Raw genomic sequence first — 22,843 nt, 5'->3', positions numbered from 1 at the left:
AGCAAAAAAGCCAATGGAACGGCGGTTTTTCCGGTCGCTTGGCTTTTAGTGGGTGGTGGGAATTCGGGCCACTTTATTCATTTTCTTTTCTTCACACTGCACTGTTATATTTGTATAGAAACCAATCATCATGATTTACTACAAAATTGTTGTTTCTATCTATTTTAACCGCGCGTCTCTCCGGTATTCCTATCTTAAAGTTATCAACCTGAGGTATATTTTCTTGTATATATATTTCCTTGATTGTCACGCTTTTTTCTGTCTTTTTAACAACTTGGTATGCTTTAACAATATCATTACTCCAAATAGCTGTACGTACTACAACGTCGCCTACCTCAAATGGATTATCTATTTTCCCCTTTTCCTTTTCCGTCCACCCCTCTGGGATTTTCATTTCCTGAATTTCAGCATAAGGGTACTTGAGTGTGTATGGAACAACATCTGGCTTCACTTCCACCATTTTTGAATTCGCTTTAACAACTGTATCCCAGCTGCCGCGGATTCTTACAAGATAACCAGGCTTTAGATTATCTTTATTAAATTGAACGCCGCCTATCTCGTCCAATTTATTATGGAGATATGCAAGTTTATCTAATTCATACTCCATTTTTTCTAACAGCGTCTCCATATATGATTCGTTTTGATTCTCTTCAGCTCGAACAATTCGACGCTGGTATTCACGGATATTTTTATTGCATTCTTCAATTCTGTTACTTAAATATGTTCTATCCTTAAATTTACCCATACTTGCAGAAACTTGTGCTGTTACAGCTCGATCACGGAAATATTCACTCTTACGGTACTCTTCAAATCCTCTATGATATCGATCGAACATTTTTTCTCTTTGCCTCGCGAATCGTTGACTTCCTGCATGTCCTGCAATAATTGGCTGCGTGAAAAATGAATTGTCTCCACGCATACTGTTTAAATCTTTTTGCAGATTCTTTGCTCGTGTTTCTGCATTGTCCGCATACTTCTCGTAGCGAACAATTCTTGCTTCTGCTTTTTCTACTTGTCTTTCTACTTCCTCAGCATAGGACAAGCGTTCTCCCGTTTTACCGCCATCTGTAAAGCCTAGTTGTTGAGCTACAAGGATAGCTGAATAATGATTTCTCGTTGAACGGGACACCCAAGCAGAACGAGAACTAGAGAAAAGATATGCCCTTCTTATTGCCTTTTGCTCATCCGTAGTTAAAGATTGATACTCTTGTTTAGAGAACTGCAATTCAATTTTTGACGTTTCGTTATTCAGAATATATTGTTTAGTAAGCATTGGGTATCGACTCCTTTGATTTTTCGTATTTAGAACCCCGCATGGCAGGAATCCCGAAAGGGCGTTTTTTCGCCCTTTTGACGCGCAGCTTGGAACCAAGAGTTTATCTGTGCCGTCAAGGATTAAGCACAAAAAATATTTTCTTTCTGATGAATAAGATCATAGAAAATATTTTTTTGCCCTTGATGGTGCAGCTTCAGCACTTATTACAAAACGTGAGAGGGCAGGCTCCGGCGCGTTTTGTAATTAGTGCTGCTACTCTTGGTACCATGCGGAGGGCAAAAGGCGAAAAAGCAAGGTTAATCAAGAGAACCGGTACGGTTCTATCCATGTCTCTTTATAAATGCAGCCCGGCACTGGCCGGGCTTCCTCTTTGATTATTTCCGCACGCCACCGGGGACTCGCGGTTGCGAAGCCGACAGGCGCAGCAAAAAAGCCCAATGGAACAGCGGTGTTCTGTTCGCTTGGGCTTTTAGTGGTGGGGTTTTATGTATATAGCAAATTGTAAGAAAATACACTATAATAAAACAAGAACATCTGTTCCCATTTCAGTTGTTGTAACCTAGTTTTTACCACCTTATAAATAGGATGAAATTTATTCGCTAGTTATCAATTATTTCATAACTATAAGGGGGAAAGATCATGGGTAATGATGGCTCAATTATTGATTTTTATAGATCAGAACTGAAGAGGATAGCTTGGAGACTCCAATATAAAGCTAGAGTGAAGGTGCGAAGAGAGATTCCTATACAAAATGACTTTCTACATAGTTTTCATCACACCGATCAGCTTGAAAATCGATTATTAATAAAACAATTAATAATGTCTTTACCTTATGAGACAGGAAAGAAAATTATATACGAGATCTACTTTAACGACAAAACAGAAGCACAAATTGCAATGGAAATGGAAATTAGCCAACAGGCGGTGAATAAATGGAAAAAGAAGACCCTACGTTTTCTATATCAGAAATTGAGTTCCTAAACCTACTACATCTTGCAAAACAGAATGATACTGACGCAATTCTAAAACTATTAAAGTTCTTTGAAAACGACATGCTATATTTAAGCCGTTATATCCGCATGCCAAAAGAGGACTCTTTACAGAGCATGTCACTTGCTCTAATAGAACTATTTAAAAAAGAACAATAAAAATATCGTGTCATTGGTTGTAGTTAACCACTATCATTCGCCCTAATAAGTGAAAGCAAAAGAACGGATGAAAATATTCGAGATAGAGGGTATCAGTTGAATGTTTTCATTATCCTCCCGGATCTTAATGCTTTAACAAAGGAAAAAGGAGTGGTTTAAATGGCACGGACATTTAGAGTACGATTGGTCACTTTCATCCCTCAAGATTGGATTAATTCACCAATTCAAGTGGGAGAAAACCAATTTATTGTTGATTACAAAGGTGACAATCGAGGGTTTGATAAAAACACAGCTAATACTGGGCGATACCGTACAGCTCAACAAGTAACTGCGATTTTCAGAAATACAGGTGCGGAATGGTTTGTAGAAGCAGAAACGGGTAGCACTACTGAAAGAGTAAAATTTTTAAATGGTCATGTTAGTGAAAATACTAAAAAAGCTTCTACTGACGGTATCACATATAAAACTATAACCGCCGGACATGATTTTGTTACACTGGGTTGTAAAGTTCATTCAAGCAACCCATTTATGGCAGAAGCATTGAATGCACATATTGACTATGAGTTCGTCTTAACTATCCGACAAGATGGAACAATCACATTAACTGGTGACCATGATGCTTTCCCTGCATACGAAGTTTATGCAAATGTAGATGGTGGGACATACCAAAACATCTATCTATATGACCCACGAGATCATGGTAAAGGAGCAATGTACTTACTACCTCCTATGGAGGTTACGGGAGTTAGCTCCAATCGAAAAATCATCTAGTATGGACACACATCAAAAAAACCTGCTTACTAAGCAGGTTTTTTTGTGGAAAATTCAGATCTGTAAATATTTTTCCACTTTTGTTCGTATCAAAAACAGGAACCCAAATACTAAACCTAAGGTAATAAAAAACGCTAAAAATAACTGCGCAAATGGCTCCAATATACGCCCAGCTGAAATAATTGCCACGGGTAAAATACCAATAACAGAACACATTATAGGGCACAAAATTAATTTCATTGCCGACAAGCGAAAATGTTTATCGATTACATAGCAAGTAAACCAAGAAAGAGGAAGCACCATGATCAAATAGAATATACCAGCTAAAAAAGATGGATAATAGAGCTCATCTAAATGCATAGTCTGACTAAAAATAATTTGGTCTGCCCTATAGTAAGCAAAGACACCAGAGAGAAAAGGAAGCACAACATTTAAAGCTAACAAAGTATTATAAATGATAATCTTTTTCAATCATCCAGCCTCCATTTCCCTTTGATGTTTGAAGAAAAAAACAGCATAGATCAAAGATCAGATATAAGAATATATACACACTTATTTAGCTTTAGTTGCACAATTTGATGTCAGGCGAACGCTGACCGATTTTCGCACGCCACCGGGTACCCGTGGTTGCGGAGCCTTTAAGGCGCAGCAAAAAAGCCAATGGAACGGCGGTCTTTGCCGGTCGCTTGGCTTTTAGTGGGTGGTGGGGTTTCGTGCCCTGTTCAATTTCTTTTTTTCATATCGTTAGGGTAAAACTCCAAGAAACTTTTGTGATACAGCTCCCTGATCAATTGTAGTCTAATCCAAAATGGACATAAAAAGAGAACCCGAAAATAGCCAGGTTCCTTTCTCATTTATTTGTTTCCTTCCAGCTTATAATGATTAAGAATCACTGTATACTTTCTTTCACTAACCGGCATTGAAATAACTTGGTGCACAACGACCATATAATTGGGCGGCTTATACCGCATACATTCTCTAACCAACTCCGACAGAATAGATAACCACAGCAATTAATGCTGTCTTTTTTTGCGTAGAAATAGTCATTTTACTACTAGAAATAGTAATGATACTCCCCTATTTATTTATTTCATTTATAGCTACAATATACTCAACTTCTGTAGTAAACTTCAAACTTTTTGATGCAAACAACATTAAATTAGGAGGATGAATGATTGTGGAAAATCAACTCCCATCTCTTTGTACAAAAAAGATTTACAAATTGTTAGCTTCTTTTTTCACATTAGCCTTTGTATTGGTGTTTTTCACTACTAGCACAACTTACGCAGCTAATAGTGATAATTTCAAAATTAAATTTACCGGTAGTGGCTATGCAAAAGACTCAGAAGGCGAAACTTTTGTCCACACATTTACTAAATCTGCGAAAGAGGTAAAATTCGGTATTGTGTTGGATTCAGTAGACACAAATTCCCAAAACTTTCCGATAACATTAAAAGTTCAGCTTCAAGAAGAGTGGGGAAACACCGAATTTAGCAAAAAATCAATAACATTTACCAAAACCGGAAAGACGGAGTACTCGGGTACTTATTCAGGAACAATAGATCCTGGTAACTACATAGTTCACATTGAGATTAAGGATGGAGGATTTACAAAAATCAAAGGCAATGGTTTTATTTATTATAAATATTAATGTACAGTTACTACCCCAACTCGCAGGAGCATGTTGGGGTAGTTTTTTTGCATCTAAAATTCAAAGAATATCTACACTTTATTTTCGGGTTTAAGTCTCTTTGACAACTCCTCGATGATACAGTCTTTAACTTGCGCGATACTGATAAAATGCCAGATTTCTTCTGCAGCGATGAGCTTCACGTATACAATCAAGAGCCGGCATTAGCCGGGTATCCATGGGGGCATTTTTCAGATACTGAATTGTAAAAAAGGCCCCTTTAAAGGGCCTTTTCTACGTTATGTATTACGCAATGTACTGGCACTCGCCACCTCTTTAAACGCTTCCGACTCGGCTTTGAGCCTCTCCAAGTAATAATTTGTAGCGTACTCCATAACTGCATCTTGCAAGTTACAAGAATACATATAAGCAAAGTCTACCTCAAACATTTTCTCTTCTTTTAGCTCCCCTACTAAATCGGGATAAAACCATTTCCGATTCATGGCCACGGGTTGATCCGTGCTTACATACGAATCATGATCCAAGAATGGATAATCCTCTTTTAATAACAGAACATAGGAAGCTCGAACACTCCGCCCCTCTTTATGTGCTTTGGCTACCTCTGCCTTTGCCGAGGTTATTGGCAATACGAGTACAGAATGCGGATTAACGCCTTGATAGTCATGGGATTGTAACATCACAAATTTGTGTTTCCCGTGAAGAACGTAACCAGGTCTAGGCGTAAGAACATCGTGATATTTCAATTCCGGAAAATTCCCTTCATAGACTTGTCCTCTTTTGAAATTAAATTCTGTCATAATCTCGACCTCCCATAGAAATGTTTTATCAGTATATGGAATGAAAGAAAATTACTAACTTCATATTGTTCGTATGTGGTCATAATAAAAAATCCACTATAAGTAGTGGATTCTTAATTGGAAAGTTTAGATGCCAGCTGAAACGTTTCTTTCCGCATGGCTTTATCAATCTGTTTTTGTGTTTCCTCGGAGCGACCAGCACCAGTGCCCATGTAATCCGAAAACGAAACACCTAATCGTTTCTCCATGTTTTGCATCGCAATTGACGCTGCACTAACTCCGGTGTGAGGGAACGGAAGCACTTTGGCCATGGTTCCACCTCCAGATTATTGTTATGCTAAAATGATGTCTTTTAGTGTATTTTAGCATATTCCAATATATGAATCCAGCTATTCTATTGTCAAAGAGCAGATGCAAAACAAGCGAATTTATCTTGCAAAAGAAGAACCATCCGGTTTAAATACAGCGTATATAAAAATCGAATTTATATCTATTTGAATCACCTGCGGATAGGCAAGTGATTCAAATAGTCCCATCTCACGAGTATTTTTTAAAACAACCGCTGTTTCATTAAGTCTAATGACTTCACCTGAATAATCATACCTTCCTTCTTCATCTGCGAAATGTAAGGAAACCCTATCTCCAAGCGAGACATCATTCTTGAAAATATCAACTATCGTCAGCGTCATGGCCTTTCCTCCTTTTATACTTTAGCGGCCGGTGTGCTTGCCGCTTGGCTCAGCAGAACCATGTAAGCCTAGTTCCACCAAGGTTCCGCCAGGCGCGCATGCGCGGCGCCGGAACGGTGGAACTCTTTTGTCAAATGGCAAACTGCTTTAGCAGGCAAACATTTGACAAAAGGGGCGTCATGGTACGCTGACCAGCTGCGGCAGGGCCACGTCTTTAGGCCGCCGGCTTCCGACGAAGGAGGAAGGCAACCATGCCTTTGTCTCTTGCATGCCACCGGGGACCCACGGTTGCGAAGCCCAGTTGGGCGCAGCAAAAAAGCCAATGGAACGGCGGTCTTTGCCGGTCGCTTGGCTTTTAGTGGGTGGTGGGGTTTCGTGCCCCCATTTTCAAATTCTTTACTTCATATCGTAAGAGATATTACTTCGACACTTCAGCTAAAAGTCTCCCTGATCAATTGTAGTCTAATCCAAAAGGGACATAAAAAAAGAACAGCCCTTACGTAGTAGGCTGTTCCTTTCTTATTGTGTTTCTCGACTTTTTATCTAAGTTCTTTTATGTTTCTTTTATGTTCTTTTATGTTTCTTTTAGCTATTGGGGGTACCTCTAAGTTATACAGTAAACTACATTCTTATTAAGCTACAACCAGCTTTTGACATATGTGAACAAATGTTTTTACAAATTAATTATATAAACTTTTTTGATTTGTTCTAACTATTAGTTAGGCAAACGATAATGCAGCGGCTTCTTCATTAGAAACCAAGTCTAGACTTAGGCCTAAAGCTTTGGCTATGATTTGAATTGTATCCACTTTAGGCACAATCCGCGCATTCTCAATTCGTGCAATTGCAGACTGTTTGAGCCCTGTTTTTTGAGCTACTTCTTCTTGAGTCAATCCCAGTTCATGACGTCGTTGAACTAACTTTGCAACTAAATAAGCAGTAAATTCAAGTACCTCTTTTTCAATTTCTGGGACCGACGAAATGCTTTTCTTCACATCGTCCCATCTCTTCATGACAAATATACACCTCCTGTCTGTTTTAGTATCTCCGAAAATGTAAAATGTTGATCATCTTGGCCATTCCGACCTTCCACATTTGTTTGTACTACCTCGTATGAGGGAGAGGGGGAACCCCCCTCTCAACACCCGTGGCGTTCTATCCAATCATTCATTTCAGCCTGTGCTTTGGCAATTTCTAAATCCGGTGTCTTTTTCCCCTGTTTCCGAAAAGCATGTAAGAGAACAATATGATTCCCATTCCATAAAAAGAAAAATACCCTGTGATCGTCTGGGCGCAATTCCCAAAGCTTACCGTCAATTTGTTTGGTAAACTTTTCACCAGCTCGTGTGCCTTTGTATTGCAGTAGTTCAATCGTGTAGTATACCTTTTTAAGTAGAATCCTTGCTTTCTTATCTGTCTCAGCTTTCTTATTTAGCACAGTGATGAAATGATCCATTGGAGATTCTCCACGGGCATCTTCGTACAACACAACATCGTACATCGGAATGCCCCTTTCAAATTATAGGTATCATTTTAACACCATTATAACATGTATGTTATAATTTATTCAAGATTGCACTCAGATATGTGTACTGAAATCCATGATTGTGAAACAGTTTCCGAAGTATTCGGACTAGTCCAGTTGTGAGCAGCGATTGCTGCTTATATGGAATAATACAAAAATCGGGGACTTCTCATTAAACATAATCTTTCGTTATCTTTGTCTTACTTGGTTATCTACAGCTACGGTATGGATAATGATAAAAGCCTCCCAACATTGGGAGGCTTGCTACAATCCCCTATAATTTAGCCCTTATTTTTCTTTATGATTAACTGTATCTCGAATTTACCGTTCTCATCTTCAAGATACCGGCTAACTTTTTCTAAGAGCTTCGCAGCAGCAGCGCCATCTTTAAGAACATCGTATTCAATATTAATCTGGTCGTCTGAAACCGTAATAACCTCTTTGCTAGTATATGTCTTCGTAGTAACGAGATCATGATTTGGCCTAACCCGGTATGTTGAACATAAGTCATCATATATGCCCATTCTTCTTAGCCAATTGTAATAGCTACTGCTATTTGCAAAACCAAATCCAGCAGCCATTTCAACAATCTGATTGCTAATACGAAGATCTTTTAATTTTTGGATTTTTTCCTCTACTGATAACGCTTCAATGGATTCTCTACTGGGAAAATACATACATATTTATCCTCCAAAAGGAAATTATTGTTCGATTATACCCTTCTGTGCAAAGAACTACAAGTTATGATGTTGTGATTTTATCATTTTCTTGAATGAGTTTTGAGGAAAGAGCTCTGACGATAGGAAGAGCTCATCAACTTACAATCCGAAAGCCCGTCGTAGACGGGGTAACCATTTGGGCAGCCGCACCTGGACAGACATAAGGAGGGGCTAACGCCCCTCCTCCTATGAAGCATCTTGGAGTTTCTGCTCTATCTCCTTGATCCGTGCTTTCATTTCTTCGGCCTGGGTGAATTCATATCGAGATAGCGCAACCTGAAATTCCTTTTTGCATCTCACCATTTCATATCTTAATTCTGCTCGGTTCATATCACATAACGCAACCACACTATTTTTCCCCATCTTCATTCCTCCAATGTTTTTTTGAATTCCCCCGACCACAATCCGGGTCATGTATTTACGCAACTTCTTCTTCCTCTTTTTCGTTCTTCCGTTTGGCATTAATCTCATCTATGAGTTTCTGCGACGTCTTTTGTATGACGTCGCCTGCTTTTTGAATGGCTTGCGTTTCTCCCCCTGGATTCCATCCAGCGACATAAGGGAAACTATATTCGCTAGTATCAAATCCAAAGTAAGATAGCACTACAAATGCCGTCCCCTCTGCTTCGATTTCACGTTCATTCCGCGACATTTCATCCCTCCTGCCATCTTCCTTACGGTGTAAAATCGAATGGGCCATTTCGTGAATGAGCGTCTTGCATTTTTGCTTTGTAGCCATCCCTTTTTTAATAACGATATAATCACCATCAACACTGTAATATCCCTTTACTGCCCCTTTGACTTTTTCTTCTGATACCGGGACTCTGCTGATTGACTTCGCAATTTCATAGAACTCCCGAAGGCTTTTGGAATCTCCTTTTAGTTCCGTTATTACGGGGATATCTTTACCTTTCGTCTGGCTGATATCAAACACAGATGTTTGATGATAACCAGTCCTTTTCTCCTCCTCGCCTGTCTTCTCATCTTTTACCGTGTACGTATGTGGTGCCATGATACGGATGCCTGTTTGACCATACATCACTTGTCGCCCAAGTTTCCTCCATGTATCGTATCCCGCGACATGTGTCGCATGTGGACACTGAATATAGATAAGCATCATGTTATTGAAGCTATAGTCGTGCATTTTACTTTGAAACAAAAGCAACTCCTTCCATGTTTCTGAGGAATACACGTTCTCGACACCTTCTTTTAACTGTTTGAACAATACTTCCACTTTTCGTTCTTTCTGTTTGGCCATAGATTCATCTCTCCTGTCTTGTTGTGGTGTTATATAGAAGGGGCAAATGCCCCACGAATCTATTTCAGAACCAGCGAACCGTAAACATTAAGATTACGGATAGCTTGCAAACGTTGAATTTTAGAAATTGCTATTGCTTTTTGTGTAATAGACATCCTGACCACTCCTTAAATCTTGATTTCGATGAATCAGCGGCCGGTGTGCTTGCCGCATGGCTCAGCAGAGCCATGTAAGCATAGTTCCACCAAGGTTCCGCCAGGCGCGCATGCGCGGCGCCGGAACGGTGGAACTCTTTTGTCAAATGGCAAACTGCTTCAGCAGGCAAACATTTGACAAAAGGGGCGTCATGGTACGCTGGCCAGCTGCGGCAGGGCCACGTCTTTAGGCCGCCGGCTTCCGACGCAGGAGGAAGGCATCAACGCCTTTTTCTCCTGCACGCCACCGGGGACCCACGGTTGCAAAGCCCAATTGGGCGCAGCAAAAAAGCCAATGGAACGGCGGTCTTTGCCGGTCGCTTGGCTTTTAGTGGGTGGTGGGAATTCGTGCCCGTTTTCATTTGGATTTGATCCAATAGAGAATAGCTGCAGCCCTTCTTCTGTGCCACTGATTGTGACAATGGATTAGACTCGGATTAGTTGTAGACATGCTTGCAACGTCCCATTAAAGAATGAGTAAGTAAATGCTATAATTTACCCAAAAGGGGGATGGAAAGTGAGTACTTTATGGGAACACAATAAGGATTTTAGAGATTCTTCATTACCGCAATGGGAGAAATTGATCCTGTCGCTCTTTGATAGTGCAATTATTCCGCAAAGAAGAGAAATCACCCGTAAATCTGAAATAATCAGGATTGTGAATGCGATTGGAAAAAGTAAAGCAGCTAATCACACCTTCTTGCCGGATGGTGGCGGACAAGATTTAACGGGGTGTGGTGAATCTAGCGAAACAGGGTGCATTGAACTCGATCTCAGTGGCGTAGTAATTGCAAAACCATACAAATTAATATTTCAATCTTTTCCGGATGCTTCAGTTGAATGGTCGTATTTCTATCTGATAACAGATAGCCTTAAGCCAAGTGGTGTTAATGGAGACCGTGAATCGATAAAGCACTGTGAGTATTTAACGGAAATTAGAACCGGCGAGTATATCGATCGCGCCTATGCCGAATATGGGGAGTATAAAGGTAAACGTCTTCCCGAATCAGCCAGGATGGTTACTCGCATTTTAAACGGAAACTTTGTGATCTTCTCCAAGGCCTCTATTTATAATCTTACCGATGTACTCAACGCTTACGCTGCTACTCATCAAAAGTTTGGCGAAGAAAACTTCAAAAATATAATTGAAAGAGCGTCTAGACGATGGAAGCCAGAAAATTTCGAATAAAATAGCACGGCAGCCTAGGACTTTATTGTTTGTCCTCGGTTGCCGTTTCTTTTTTGTTGTCCCCCTCTCATTCTTCATACCCTATTATCCCTGCTATTTTCATGAACATCGTTTCATCTATATGTTGTGTATTAAATTATTTTGAACACATTATATTGTGTTTATCGCTTGCATCTCCAATTATTTCATGCTAGTATAATATAAGAACGTGTATTCGCCCCTTGTTTCATATCTTTTATAATCAGGAGGAACATATTATTGAAGAATATTCGCCCCGTTAAGAAAATCAAAATTAAAATGGACGACACAGAATTAAGCAAACCAACGCTGACCGTAGAAAATTCACTTTTGCGTAAGAGTGCCGCCATGTCCTTCGATGATGCAAAGAGCGAGTGGAATTTAGATACGCTGATCGATTCTACATGTGACGATTTCTCCCCAAAATGTCAACTGTGTAATACTCCAGGCTTAAAAGTTAATTTTGTACTTTCTAATAACATCACCGGTGAAAAACTTCGAGTAGGTTCAACTTGTATAATCCGATTTGGTCTAGGAAAAGGAATTTATGATATGGAATCAGGCGTAACCATGCTTCAAAATATGGCTGATGAATATGAGCTCATCAATTCAATTCAGACGATGGTTGTAGACGTTATGCTACTAATCCCAGACCCCTCAATCCTTCGCAAATTTTGCGAAAAACTCCGTAAAGTAATGCAACTGAAAGGGATTAAACATCCAACTGATGAACAATTGAAAATAGCTTTCTGGGGCCAAAATGCCTCTGAAATTACTGATAGATATCAGCTTGCGCGTATGCGCATGCTGTGGGACAAGCCAGGCATGATAGAGACACAAAAGAGAAAGCGGTTGCCTGTTCAATCGCAGCCAAAAGAAGGTACTACATTCGGACATAAACGCCGTACTCGCGTCCAAACGAGTCTTGGAACATCAAGTATTTACCGGGATCCTTACCGGAAGTCGAATTAAATGCCAACAAAAAGAGCCGCATAGCGGCTCTTTTTCTGTAAGAGTATATAGGCAATACCCATTCGATATTGGCTCACAGTAACTTTATATTTAATCCTCACCGCGCCAAATTAAATAGTCAACAATTCTCATGAATCCAGCAGATGCACTATTTCGCTCTAGAGACCATTTCGTTTCACCTGGCCTGATAAGGTGATGATATTTCTCAGATACAAGTGATCGGGGATCTTGATTTTGTTCCATCTCTTCAAGATCTTCATGGGGGAACCCATCGAATAATATCTCCTCATTCTCATTTCTCAACTCCCATGGCTTGACACCCCATAATGCTTTAATGTTCTCTTCTGATTCATAACAAAGATCATAAAAAGCTGTCTCTGCTAATTCGGAAGATTCAATGTTTAAGATCTTACAAATACGTTCTCTTTCTAGTTTCATTTCCTTCATGTGTTCTTCGTGCATTAAATCAAAATACTCATCTTCATCGCTCAGGTTGTTTTGTCGGCTTTTATCTTCATTGTATTTTGAACGGTCTAACACTTCTGCCCAGTTCGGTTCCTCCGGACATAATCCTGCATTATTATAACTTGTATTGATTGATTCAATTAGGGCCACATTCTCAGCAGGAACGTGAGCAAGTACAACCGGCTCCTGGCTCACATCTTCTATTCTAGTTAGTCCTTTCTTTTCTCGCCCATTACCAACCCGATCAAGTAGCAGTCTCTCTCTCCATGCTATACCTGCTGCCTTTTTCCCATCATACTCCAAGCTCGTCGTATATTTCATGAGCCACATGTGCATGTAACGCTGCCGCTCTGAGCTCATTTCAACCGATATATCATGGTACCGTTGATAAAAAGCTTCATCATGGCCGACATCGATACTGTCTCCTTCATGCGCAATCTCATGTTCTAAAAGGGAGAACATGTAGGCAGCCGTTTTGAGCGGATCTCCCTTTAGCTTTTTGACAACTGCAACGTTGAATGCGATATAGCTTTCTCCATCCGTCCACGCTTCGGCCGTATTCGATGAGCCTAGTAAGATGGTGAATGTTTTTTCGTCATAGGCAACTCGCCCATTACGATAACGCCTTTTGTGTAAGCAAGCACCTGCATATTGCTGCAGACACCATCGCAAAGCTGTCCACGGTCTGCGCGTTTCCCGGTCTAAGTGTTCTCTCTCTTCAAGTATTTGCATGCGTTCGACGAAAGCTTCACTTAGTCCTGAGAACTCTACAAGCTGTGGTCTAGATTCAAATAAATCCCTTCGGAAAGAGTAATCGTTCTGCTCACAATATCGATTGTAATTATCCGAAATTTGGTCTAAACAGTCGAGAAACTGTTCTGCTGAGTAAACGCCAAAACGCTCCATTGTGCGAGGATGAAGGAACATTGTGATTTTAGCTTTGGCCATTGTCTCAGCTTTCGGGATATCGAAATTATTTTCAACAATACAAAATGAATTTTGATGATCATATCGAACTCGTCTAAAGAAATAGTCTAACGTAATATGCCTGTTTCCAGGGAGAATCGTAACAACTTCCTCTTTGTTAATTAAATCCCACATCTTACCGTCACCAGCTAATAAGGAACGTGCAGATTTTTCTCGCCTTGCTTCTGTTTTCCGGTGGTCACCTAACTTTGAAGCAATCTCTTCGGCCATCGCTCCAAATTGCTTTGCAATGACTTGCCATACAGGGCAAGTCTTTCTTAGAATCTCTGTTCGAGATACATTTAATGATATTGCCTTTTTGGATACAATAAGTCCCCCCGCACCCCAAATATGTGAAGCATCATGACGAACAAGAACTCCTTGATTATAAATCGAGACCGCACCCTCGACTTTCACGCGATAATAAGCATAATCATCTTCAAAGTCCCATTGCTCTTGCAATGGATCCCGAGTAATAACCCTGTCATTTAGCTCAACAGCCGCTGGTGTATATCGTATTAAGTCTCGTATCTCTTGGATCGAAGATAATAACTCTCCTTCAGTTAGCGGTTCATACCAAGTCCCTGTGATATGACATCCTGGTTGTTCTTGCTGGAGCTCTTCCAGCTCATAGTTATAACCCATTGATTTTGTATCGACTATCATCTTATGTTGATTAGAAATCCAAACTGTCGAGGCATGCGCCATAATCTGCCCCCGACCTAAACGAAAACGTCCATATGTAGCATCCCCCTCTAAATGCGGGGTTCCAAAACGCCCAAAATAGCGTAAGACATCTTCTTTCGAAGCAAATCCAGCCCCATCATCGGAACAGCTGAATCCTTCTCTTGTGAGCTTAAGCTGCACAGATTTTGCATTGGCATCCACTGAGTTCATGATTAGCTCAATAATTGCTTTCCCTATTGATCCTGCCTGAGAGTGAATAATATGATGAATGATTTGAGGATCTAGCTCAAAAGGTAAAATCATTGGATCTCTCTCCTTTACTAGTGCTTCCGCCGAATAATCAGTTCTTTATGCCATGTCGTATAAGCTGACAAAAATAGAATGGTTAGGATAACTACCAGTGGTATCGGAAATACCCTCACATTCATTTTTTATAAACTAGGCCAGAATATTAAAAATTCTGGCCTAGGTCAAACATCATATATTTATAGATCTTTACCTTACGATCGGCATACTCCACTGAATAGCCAGCTTCCTCATAGACGAATGAATCGGGATATACCCCTTTCTCTGCAAAGCCTCATCATAACCTTTCTTTGAGAGTGTTTTTCCATTTTTCCATATTTCCGGATCATCTCCAAGCCAAATATCCACATTGTCGATCGTTACTTTGCCCGTTATACCATTTTCATCGAAGTTTAATTCGTTCTCAAAAGGAACCATGGCTTGAGCTTGAACATACAACTTTCCCTTTGATGTTATGACACCCTACGGAGAGATCACGATCAATTCGAACGAATGATAACTCATTAATTGAATTTTCGTGAGTTTACTATTTGCGTTCTAGCATTCGGAAAATCATTGCCACGCTCTCTGCTCGGGTCATTTTTGCTTTAGGGCGAAATGTTCCATCCGGGTAACCCTTCACTAATTCCTTCGCAGTAAGGCCATTTACTTCTTCCTTGGCCCATGCCGCAATGAATGAACTGTCTTTAAATTCCTTCTGTTCCTCCGACGTTCTTGTTGCCAGCACATTAGCCAGCATAACAACCGCTTGCTCTCGTGTAAGCAGTTCATTCGGACGGAATTCACGGCGATTGAACCCTTTCGCCACCCCATGCTCAATGGCTGCTTGCAGCTCTGGAATATACCAGCTGCCAGCTGGGGTATCTGTAAATGTGAGCTCTTTCCCCTTTGCTTCTAGTCCCAGCGCTCTTACAATCATGCTTACGAATTCGATTCGAGATACAGTACGATTTGGCTCAAAGTGTGTGGCATTCGTCCCTTTTATTATCCCTTTCTCTATCAATGCTAGGATCTGATCCTTGTTCCATACATCAATATCCGTAAACATTGGTTTTTCCGGTTTTGTTTCCGGCTGCGGCGTTACAACCTTTTCTTCCTTCTTTGGATTCGGATTCGAAGTGACGATTGTCGTACTGCCGCCGCCTCCACCATTGCTGCCAGGAGTAGGCTTCCATTCCGCTGCTTTCGTTTTTCCTTGCATTTCTTTCTTTTTCGATTGATCGCCCTGTTCATTTACAGTGTAGACAACAAAGGTATATGTTGTTGCATCCTTGAGTCCTTTTTGAATGTAAACAAGTTCTTGACCCCGATAGACTTCCTTACCTTCCAGCGAGATGACAAATTGCTCGTTCAATAGTTTGTGCTCGATGCTTAGCTTCAGCTCGTTCTGCTGCTCCGCTGCAACATGAATTTCAAATTCACTTGATGGCAAGGTTACAAATGCCGGTATCCCAATCCGCTGCTCAGCCTCTCCCGTAGAATTGAACGGAACGATCGTATACCCTCGATATGCAGCTGCACTCTCTAGGTGCTGCAGCTGAGCCGAAGTTTTTTTCGTTTCGAGAACGATCTGCTTTTTAGCATCTAGAATCCGATATCCATCTGCTCCAGCTGCAGCTGTCCATGAAACAGAAGCAGCATGCTCCGTCACGTTAGAAACAATAGCTGCAGCTGCAGACCCACTCGTGTCCGGAAGTGTTCGCCATATCACCGATGCGGTTTTCCCTTCCCCTGTTGCATTCACGGCTTTCACGAAAAGAACAGTACTCGATCCTGGCTCCAGCCCCTTCAACTTCCATTCGGGCTTTTTCGTCTTTCCTAGTTCTTGCCCTGCTTCGTTCTTGACAATATAATGCTCCGCGCTTGAAACCAGGTCCCATGACAGGATAAGGGATGTTGCACTATGTTCTTTCACAGACATATTGTTCGGGGCAACCGGCAGCGTGAGAATCGCCCCCTCTACTGCTTGTCCATAGCCGGCACTATTGCCAGCTGCCACTTGATAGGGGTACACGTTACCGCCTTCGATTCCCCTTACCTCTAATACTGTATCGCTGATTTCATACGTCTTCCCATTGATCGTGATTTTGTATTTTGTCGCTCCTGGAACTTCAGCAATTTCAATTCGGGCCGATTGTTCCTGGATGTTCACCGCTTCGACTTTGACAGGAGCATCCGGAAGTGTTGTAGCCAGTATCGTTTTCTCTCGACCTACACCACTGCGATTAAAAGGCTTGATCGTAAAGGAGCTTGTCGTGCCGGCAGCCAGCCCATCTACCGTAAATTGCGTTGTTCCTCGAGCTAGCTTGACCTCTTTCCCTTCAAATGAAAGCAAATACCCTTCTTCACCCTGTACGGGATCCCATCGCAGAGTAATTCGATCTGTGGCTGCGTACACACTCTCTATCACACTAACCGGGCTTGGTAGTGTCCAGATGTCTTGGAGCTCTCGGTATGGCCCATATCCCGTATCATTCTTTGCTGAAACCCGGTACCCGTATATGGATCCAGATTCAAGTCCTGTGTCCACATGGGTGGTATCCACACCCCCATAAATCAGGTCAAAAGGCAGTCGTTCCAGTGAAAAATAAGTGGCCGACGTTACCGTCCTCCAGCTTAAACCGATTTCGTTCTCCCCGATTTGTATGGAGCTGAAGCCGTCCGGAGCATCGGGTAAGGATAAGTATCCGCTATGAATAGCTGGCCCTTCCCCATTACTATTAATGGCCGATACTGATATATCGTAGTTAACTCCTGGCTGCATGCCACTGATTGGTTGATATACTGTATCTGTAACAGTTGTCTGAAATACTTCTTGCTTCGTACCCAAATCCTTTGCTACAATCCGGTATTCCGATGCCGACGGCACGGAATCAAAGGTGACAAAAGCTCGTTCTGGGTTCCGTTCATCCTTATCGATATGCATTGCTGCCGGAGCATCTGGAAGGGTAAGAACCGTGATCGGAGCACTATACGCGCTCTGTCCTACGTGATTGATGGCCTTCACTTGATATTCGACTGTCTGGCCTCCGTGAAGGCTTGTATCCGTAAATTGATTCGTCGGGTAATCTATCAACCAGCTTTGTCCCGTCGTCACGTTTTGAATCTGATATCGATACCCGTCTGTATATGTCGTTCCACTTGGCAGCGTCCATTCCATAGACGCTGTGGTTTGATCTGATGTCAGTGGCTTCAGCTGCGGTGCTTCCGGAAGCTTTTGGAGTTTAAGGGCACTGGTCGTAGCCACGGTCTCATTCCCTACTCCATCGATTGCCTTCGCATGGATGTACCAGACTCCCTCATTTGGAATTGTGACTGTTTGCTCGTCGGAAGCTGCAGTGTCCCACGTACTTGGCGTTTCTGGTCGAGAAGAAACTTTAAAGTGCTTTTGCTTCACTCCAGATAGCAGATCCTCATATTTGATATTCACTTGAATGTCTTCGGCTGCCCAGTCACGGCTGCTCGGTGTAAACGAGATGGTTGGGTTCTCTGTGTCGATGTTGCTAACTTGAATCGACGACGTTTCTACATTCCCCGCATTGTCTTCTGCAGCAAAGGTATATGTCCCATTCTGGGTAACACTCACCTTTACTTGCTCTTGGCTCTTCCACTCCCCATTCGGGAGCTGTATTCGTTTCACCCCAGTTTGTAGATCTGCAGCCGTTGCAGTAAGTTCGACCGGTCCTTTTGTCAAATCCACGGTACTGGCCGTTACAGAAAGTGTCGGCTTAGTCGTATCTATAAACGGCACATGTACGACATCCGACATATTCCCTTGGTTATTAATCGTCGCGATATGGGCGTAAAAATTTCCGTTAATTGTACTTGGCCATTCAAGACTCGTGCCTGTAGTTGTCACTGTTTTTGGCGGTATCGTATTTGGATTTGTATCCAAAACAACCGAATAACCTTTAATTCCAGATGTAACGGTTACCGATTTGGGACTCGAAAGTATTTCACCAGCGTTCTTTGTGTAACCCTTAAGTTGATAGGTGTAGTTGGTTCCACTAGCCGTAGCAGGATTCCATCTTAACTGAGCTCTTCGTCCAGCAACATTAACATTTACATTGGATGGAGCATTTGGTGCTGTCTTGTCAATGGCATTTACGTCTTCATAGTCAGACAAATATCCTCTATATATGGATGCCCCATCACGAAGTAGCTCCACTTCAGAAGCAAACCCAAATTTCAAATCATCAATTTGCAGAACACTGTTCGTTTTCCAAAATAAACGTGCACTAATTCCCCTCAATAAGTAATCGTAATCAGGTTTATTACCGATTACAGCATTTGAGGATATTGTGATCCAATTCCCATCATTAGGTATATTCCTTTCAGGGAAACTATAGCTTTCCTCTCCATATCTCAGTACTGGTTCTCCTGCCTGAAAAGTATCAGACTCGACAAAACCGACTGGGCCGAGAGGAGATGGGCTAACCCAAGGATAAGAGTCAATCTGTGAAACAAATTTCTGCTTGGACTCGATCCAGGTATACCTCATGACACCATAGTTGTAATTCGTATTTCGAGAAGAGACAACTACCAAAACATAACCATCAGGATAGTTGACTTTCCCCTGATCGGTATAAGCCGAAAACTCGGCTGGTGGATTTCGGTAATCAACTGTTTCCCCATATATAACAAGGTTTCCACTATAATCTCGCGTTTCATAACCCCTGCTAAACCAACCTGTTGCTGCAAGGAATTGTAGCCAAGATTGCGTTCCTCCTATTGCCCGCGCTTTAAAATTTATACTGACAGTAGTCCCTGCAGGAATTGATTTCCCTGCAAAATTAGAAATACTTGTATCAGAATCAACATCAGGGAAATTGACCAGGTTTCCAGATCTATTTGTGATGGTATCGGTGAGTTGGAATACTCGGCCACCACCCACATCCTCGATCTTCTGATTCCCAATCGGGTTTCTCCCGCCCCACCACATATTAGGGATCTCCTCACCAGATTCAAAACCCGTTTTATTGAGCACATCCGAATCAGCCATTTCGCTGGACCATTCTACCTTTACATGATTACCGGTTTGATATAGGCCTGTTATCGTTGGCGCTGCTGCTGCCGAAACTGTAAATGGAAACGACATAAATACGAGACTAAAAATAAGCACAAATGAAATATATCTTTGCAATTTTTGAGACATACTCACTCCCCCAAACTTGTTAAGTAGTATCAGTTGGTTTATTTAACAAATGAATAGCGGTTATTTTCTCGGTCATAACCAAGTGCTGTAGAGAATGTTCCTTTTTTGCCGACAAATCCTTCGATAACATCTGTTTTCCCTCTCACAAGCAACTTCTTGAACTGTTTCAAGGGAACGTTTTGCCCTAAAAATTCTTTTGAAAGTCTGAACTTACAACCTGTTCTCCAGCCGCTGCATCCATAAAACTTTTCGTTTTCAAGAACAGGTTTTTTACAGATTGGACAAGTTCCAATAGACGTATCTTCAGCTGACAGCACCCTCGTTTCTAAATTTCCATTCTTCATGAAAATAATGATGTCATATGTTCCGGTCTTATCATTCTTGGGGATCCCTTTAAGCAGCACTTCTTTTCCTGCAAGTAAGGATGCAGCCTTTCTTGTATCGATTGATATACTTCTGAACTCTTTCCAGATCTTAAAAGTGCATCCATCGCGCCATCCTATGCATGCATATGCCTTTTCGCCTTGGGTAACTGCTTTGCCACATGTTGGACAGGATCCGACTGTTCTATCTTCTATACTAGGCATTCGAGACTCAATTTTTCCGTTTTTCAAATACAAGTACATATCATAAGTCTCAGTTGAGTCTTTCTTTTGAACACCTTGCAATAGTACTTCTTTTCCTTTTAAAAGACTCTTTACCATACGAGCTGTTATTTCAATACTTCGATATGTTTTCCATATCGAAACATCACACCCGGAGTCACGACCACTACATGTAAATACACTTTTCCGTTCAACAACAGGTTTCCCGCATTTCGGACAATCGCATATGCTCATATCCTCATCCATCGGCCACCGATGTTCTTGTTTCCCTTCTGATAGGAATAAAATCATGGAATACGGATCCTTGCCCTCGGCTGCTGGAATACTCCTGAGGAGAACTTCTTCCCCTTCCAATAACGCTCGAACCTGTTTGGCTGTGAGCTTCTTCTTCCGGAATTCTTTCCAAATCGTAAACTTACAACCTTCTTTCCACCCCGTGCAGCTATAGCCTTTCTCAGTTTCAACGACAGCCCGACTACAAACAGGGCAACTTCCGAACTCTTCTACATGATTAAAAAGTGATGAAGCAGAATTTTGCATCTTACTCTTGATTAAAGCACCAATATTTTCTTTTAGATTCAAAATGTCTGTCGCAAAAACCTTAAACTCCTGACGCAATTCCTCGGCCGAACGCTTGCCTTCAGATACCTCATTCAGTTTTCGTTCAAATTGACCCGTTAGCTCAATGGAGGCAATCGGATGATCTAGCACCATCTCAATAAAGTTCCTACCTTTATCGGTCAAGTAAACTAGGTTCTTTTCGATAGAAATGTACTTTTGCCTAACTAAGGTTTCTATAATATTTGAACGGGTAGCCGGCGTTCCAATACCGTGTTCCTTCAGGTGTAAGAACTCCTCTTCCTCAAGCTGACTATCATCAACGAAGTTTCCGGCAAACTCCATCGCATTGCGAAGGTCAGTGTCGGCCATTCTCTTAGGTTTGCTTGTTTTCCCTGTTACCAAATCAACCTTATCGGCAGATGCTTCTTGCCCATTCTCCAAGCTCGGAATTTGCTGTTGAGGTGTCGTAGATTGTTCCTTTACTTCATGTTCTTCTGTATCTTTGACCTTTAAGATTTCTCTCCACCCAGCTACTTTTACCATTATGGTTTTAGAGAAGAACGTCTCCTCTTCAACCGCTGTGATAACTTCCGTTTCTAGATCTTCTCCCTCTGGATGGAAAGCAGCTAGGGTGTGTCGTAGTATTAATTCATACAGCCTCTTTTCATCTGCAGATAATTTGTATCTAGGATTGTCTTTGTAATCATCAGGGTTCATAGCAGTTACTACAATGGCATGATGCTCCGTGACCTTCGCATCATCCACAAAACGCTTTTTATGCTTGATGCTCTCAATCTTTTTAGGAAAGAGCTGCTGATAGGAGCTCTTTCCTTGGAGCTTTATTAGGTTTTCTTCAAGCTGATCCGCAGCGTTTTCATTCAGATATCTACTATTTGTGCGGCCATACGTGCAGTATCTCTTTTCGTACACTTTTTGAAGCAGCTCGGTAGACTTCTTCAAACCAAACCCAAGTTCTTTTCGCGCTGCTGATTTTAACGAACCTTCGTCAAGAAATTTTGGAGCTAAGCGCTTGACCGTTTTCTCCTCATATCGAATGACGCAGCCTGATTTATTCTTCACTTTGTTAACAATTTCGTTGGCATCATCAGCGGTCTCAAATCGAGAAACGATACCATCAGTAGATTGCCTAAACCATTGCCCGAGATAGCTGCCTTGTATGGTGTTAAATGTACTTTGAACGACATAAAAAGGCTTTGATGTAAAGGTTTCTATCGCCTTTTCTCTTTCATATACAATGCGTAATGTAGGAGTCTGCACTCTTCCTGCAGACAATAAAACTTGTTCACCAGTAAGATCCTTGGCCAAAACAGAAAAGAATCGAGTAGCAGTAATGCCCATCCAAAAATCTGCATCTGCCCGGACTTGGGCCGAGGCAGCCAGATCATTGTACTCAATTGCATCCTTCATATTGCGATAAGCGGCCCTAATCGTATCGGGTGTTAGGTCACTAATCCAAAGCCGTTTAGCCTTACCTGATATATGTACCGGATAACCACATGCTGCCGCGATCGTTCTGCCGATATGCTCACCCTCGCGGCCGCTATCGGTCGCAATCACTAGTTGGTCTGCTTTTTCTAATAGTTCTTTGATTGCTTCCATCTGCTCTGCTTTCGAAGGATCAATCTCCGTAAGAACAGGATCCGGCACAAATGGCAGATTATCTAGTTTCCACTCTTTGTATTCCGGGTAACTGTCGGGCTCTTTTTGTTTTATTAGATGGCCAACGGCCCAGGTTACAACATCACCGTTCTTGAGAGTGTCATAGTGTCTTCCCTTTTTTGCTAATCCTAGGGCATCAGCAATGTTGTGCCCCATATCTGGTTTTTCTGCTAAAATCACCTTCAAGCTGCATTACCTCACCTTCTGGTGT

At 41.6% G+C, this 22,843-nt stretch carries 20 protein-coding genes; 6 read left to right on the top strand and 14 right to left on the bottom strand.

What is annotated here, in order from left to right:
* Positions 1-91 precede the first annotated feature (91 nt).
* Positions 92-1,273 carry a DUF3560 domain-containing protein gene (locus PAV_RS31370; RefSeq protein ID WP_005552574.1) on the bottom strand — a complete coding sequence of 394 codons (1,182 nt, stop codon included), beginning with the start codon at positions 1,271-1,273 and terminating at the stop codon, positions 92-94.
* On the opposite strand from PAV_RS31370, the gene PAV_RS31365 reads away from it, so the two are divergent.
* The 3 genes from PAV_RS31365 to PAV_RS31355 all read left to right on the top strand — a co-directional run bounded on the left by PAV_RS31365 (position 1,273) and on the right by PAV_RS31355 (position 3,195).
* Positions 1,273-1,650, top strand: a complete 378-nt coding sequence (locus PAV_RS31365) for a hypothetical protein (protein ID WP_040737472.1) — start codon at positions 1,273-1,275, stop codon at positions 1,648-1,650. The two genes, PAV_RS31370 and PAV_RS31365, sit on opposite strands and share 1 nt — an antisense overlap.
* A gap of 265 nt (positions 1,651-1,915) precedes the next feature.
* A complete protein-coding gene (locus tag PAV_RS31360) occupies positions 1,916-2,257 on the top strand; it encodes a sigma-70 RNA polymerase sigma factor region 4 domain-containing protein (RefSeq protein ID WP_005552573.1) in 342 nt (113 codons plus the stop codon).
* 326 nt (positions 2,258-2,583) lie between these two features.
* Positions 2,584-3,195, top strand: a complete 612-nt coding sequence (locus PAV_RS31355) for a DUF3238 domain-containing protein (protein WP_005552571.1) — start codon at positions 2,584-2,586, stop codon at positions 3,193-3,195.
* 54 nt (positions 3,196-3,249) lie between these two features.
* On the opposite strand, the gene PAV_RS31350 is transcribed toward PAV_RS31355, so the two are convergent.
* The gene (locus tag PAV_RS31350; protein ID WP_005552570.1) at positions 3,250-3,666 is read right to left on the bottom strand and encodes a hypothetical protein; all 417 of its coding nucleotides are present in this window, start codon (positions 3,664-3,666) and stop codon (positions 3,250-3,252) included.
* 700 nt (positions 3,667-4,366) lie between these two features.
* Between PAV_RS31350 and PAV_RS31345 the strand changes: the two genes are divergently transcribed.
* Positions 4,367-4,846, top strand: coding sequence for a hypothetical protein (locus PAV_RS31345; RefSeq protein WP_005552569.1), 480 nt, complete (start codon positions 4,367-4,369; stop codon positions 4,844-4,846).
* Between the two features lie 278 nt (positions 4,847-5,124).
* Here the strand turns inward: PAV_RS31345 and PAV_RS31340 are convergent, their stop codons facing one another.
* The 8 genes from PAV_RS31340 to PAV_RS31305 all read right to left on the bottom strand — a co-directional run bounded on the left by PAV_RS31340 (position 5,125) and on the right by PAV_RS31305 (position 9,834).
* On the bottom strand, positions 5,125-5,643 hold the full coding sequence (locus tag PAV_RS31340; RefSeq protein ID WP_005552568.1) for a hypothetical protein: 519 nt from the start codon (positions 5,641-5,643) through the stop codon (positions 5,125-5,127).
* 113 nt (positions 5,644-5,756) lie between these two features.
* On the bottom strand, positions 5,757-5,954 hold the full coding sequence (locus tag PAV_RS31335; protein WP_005552567.1) for a hypothetical protein: 198 nt from the start codon (positions 5,952-5,954) through the stop codon (positions 5,757-5,759).
* A gap of 117 nt (positions 5,955-6,071) precedes the next feature.
* The gene (locus PAV_RS31330; RefSeq protein ID WP_005552566.1) at positions 6,072-6,332 is read right to left on the bottom strand and encodes a hypothetical protein; all 261 of its coding nucleotides are present in this window, start codon (positions 6,330-6,332) and stop codon (positions 6,072-6,074) included.
* Positions 6,333-7,051: 719 nt separating this feature from the next.
* On the bottom strand, positions 7,052-7,345 hold the full coding sequence (locus tag PAV_RS31325) for a helix-turn-helix domain-containing protein (RefSeq protein ID WP_005552565.1): 294 nt from the start codon (positions 7,343-7,345) through the stop codon (positions 7,052-7,054).
* A gap of 125 nt (positions 7,346-7,470) precedes the next feature.
* Entirely contained in the window at positions 7,471-7,833 is a 363-nt protein-coding gene (locus PAV_RS31320; RefSeq protein ID WP_005552564.1) for a type II toxin-antitoxin system RelE/ParE family toxin, read from the bottom strand.
* Between the two features lie 305 nt (positions 7,834-8,138).
* Positions 8,139-8,534 carry a hypothetical protein gene (locus PAV_RS31315; RefSeq protein ID WP_005552563.1) on the bottom strand — a complete coding sequence of 132 codons (396 nt, stop codon included), beginning with the start codon at positions 8,532-8,534 and terminating at the stop codon, positions 8,139-8,141.
* 228 nt (positions 8,535-8,762) lie between these two features.
* Positions 8,763-9,002 carry a hypothetical protein gene (locus PAV_RS31310; RefSeq protein ID WP_005552562.1) on the bottom strand — a complete coding sequence of 80 codons (240 nt, stop codon included), beginning with the start codon at positions 9,000-9,002 and terminating at the stop codon, positions 8,763-8,765.
* Complete coding sequence (locus PAV_RS31305) at positions 8,995-9,834, bottom strand: ArdC-like ssDNA-binding domain-containing protein (RefSeq protein WP_005552561.1); 840 nt, start codon at positions 9,832-9,834, stop codon at positions 8,995-8,997. Before PAV_RS31305 ends, PAV_RS31310 begins: the two co-directional genes overlap by 8 nt.
* Positions 9,835-10,545: 711 nt before the next feature.
* Here PAV_RS31305 and PAV_RS31295 point away from each other — a divergent pair.
* The gene (locus PAV_RS31295) at positions 10,546-11,217 is read left to right on the top strand and encodes a hypothetical protein (RefSeq protein WP_005552560.1); all 672 of its coding nucleotides are present in this window, start codon (positions 10,546-10,548) and stop codon (positions 11,215-11,217) included.
* 258 nt (positions 11,218-11,475) lie between these two features.
* A complete protein-coding gene (locus PAV_RS31290) occupies positions 11,476-12,207 on the top strand; it encodes a hypothetical protein (RefSeq protein WP_005552557.1) in 732 nt (243 codons plus the stop codon).
* Between the two features lie 90 nt (positions 12,208-12,297).
* Here PAV_RS31290 and PAV_RS31285 read toward each other — a convergent pair whose 3' ends face one another.
* The 4 genes from PAV_RS31285 to PAV_RS31270 form a co-directional block, all read right to left on the bottom strand.
* The gene (locus tag PAV_RS31285) at positions 12,298-14,628 is read right to left on the bottom strand and encodes an ATP-binding protein (RefSeq protein ID WP_005552556.1); all 2,331 of its coding nucleotides are present in this window, start codon (positions 14,626-14,628) and stop codon (positions 12,298-12,300) included.
* 192 nt (positions 14,629-14,820) lie between these two features.
* A complete protein-coding gene (locus PAV_RS31280) occupies positions 14,821-15,069 on the bottom strand; it encodes a hypothetical protein (RefSeq protein ID WP_005552555.1) in 249 nt (82 codons plus the stop codon).
* A gap of 88 nt (positions 15,070-15,157) precedes the next feature.
* Positions 15,158-19,786 (bottom strand): S-layer homology domain-containing protein, encoded by a 4,629-nt coding sequence (locus PAV_RS31275; RefSeq protein ID WP_005552554.1) that lies wholly within the window; start codon positions 19,784-19,786, stop codon positions 15,158-15,160.
* Between the two features lie 38 nt (positions 19,787-19,824).
* Positions 19,825-22,812, bottom strand: a complete 2,988-nt coding sequence (locus tag PAV_RS31270; protein WP_238555958.1) for a DNA topoisomerase — start codon at positions 22,810-22,812, stop codon at positions 19,825-19,827.
* Between the last annotated feature and the right edge of the window lie 31 nt (positions 22,813-22,843).

Origin of the sequence: Paenibacillus alvei DSM 29, assembly GCF_000293805.1 — a bacterium.
Classification (GTDB): domain Bacteria; phylum Bacillota; class Bacilli; order Paenibacillales; family Paenibacillaceae; genus Paenibacillus_B; species Paenibacillus_B alvei.
This window is presented reverse-complemented; position numbering and strand designations above follow the sequence as displayed.

Bases quoted from the DNA above. Each gene is read 5' to 3' on its own strand.
- PAV_RS31335 (WP_005552567.1), bottom strand. From the start codon at position 5,954: ATGGCCAAAGTGCTTCCGTTCCCTCACACCGGAGTTAGTGCAGCGTCA.
- PAV_RS31370 (WP_005552574.1), bottom strand. From the start codon at position 1,273: ATGCTTACTAAACAATATATTCTGAATAACGAAACGTCAAAAATTGAA.
- PAV_RS31330 (WP_005552566.1), bottom strand. From the start codon at position 6,332: ATGACGCTGACGATAGTTGATATTTTCAAGAATGATGTCTCGCTTGGA.
- PAV_RS31285 (WP_005552556.1), bottom strand. From the start codon at position 14,628: ATGATTTTACCTTTTGAGCTAGATCCTCAAATCATTCATCATATTATT.
- PAV_RS31275 (WP_005552554.1), bottom strand. From the start codon at position 19,786: ATGTCTCAAAAATTGCAAAGATATATTTCATTTGTGCTTATTTTTAGT.
- PAV_RS31305 (WP_005552561.1), bottom strand. From the start codon at position 9,834: ATGGCCAAACAGAAAGAACGAAAAGTGGAAGTATTGTTCAAACAGTTA.
- PAV_RS31340 (WP_005552568.1), bottom strand. From the start codon at position 5,643: ATGACAGAATTTAATTTCAAAAGAGGACAAGTCTATGAAGGGAATTTT.
- PAV_RS31360 (WP_005552573.1), top strand. From the start codon at position 1,916: ATGGGTAATGATGGCTCAATTATTGATTTTTATAGATCAGAACTGAAG.
- PAV_RS31320 (WP_005552564.1), bottom strand. From the start codon at position 7,833: ATGTACGATGTTGTGTTGTACGAAGATGCCCGTGGAGAATCTCCAATG.
- PAV_RS31355 (WP_005552571.1), top strand. From the start codon at position 2,584: ATGGCACGGACATTTAGAGTACGATTGGTCACTTTCATCCCTCAAGAT.
- PAV_RS31345 (WP_005552569.1), top strand. From the start codon at position 4,367: ATGATTGTGGAAAATCAACTCCCATCTCTTTGTACAAAAAAGATTTAC.
- PAV_RS31315 (WP_005552563.1), bottom strand. From the start codon at position 8,534: ATGTATTTTCCCAGTAGAGAATCCATTGAAGCGTTATCAGTAGAGGAA.
- PAV_RS31325 (WP_005552565.1), bottom strand. From the start codon at position 7,345: ATGAAGAGATGGGACGATGTGAAGAAAAGCATTTCGTCGGTCCCAGAA.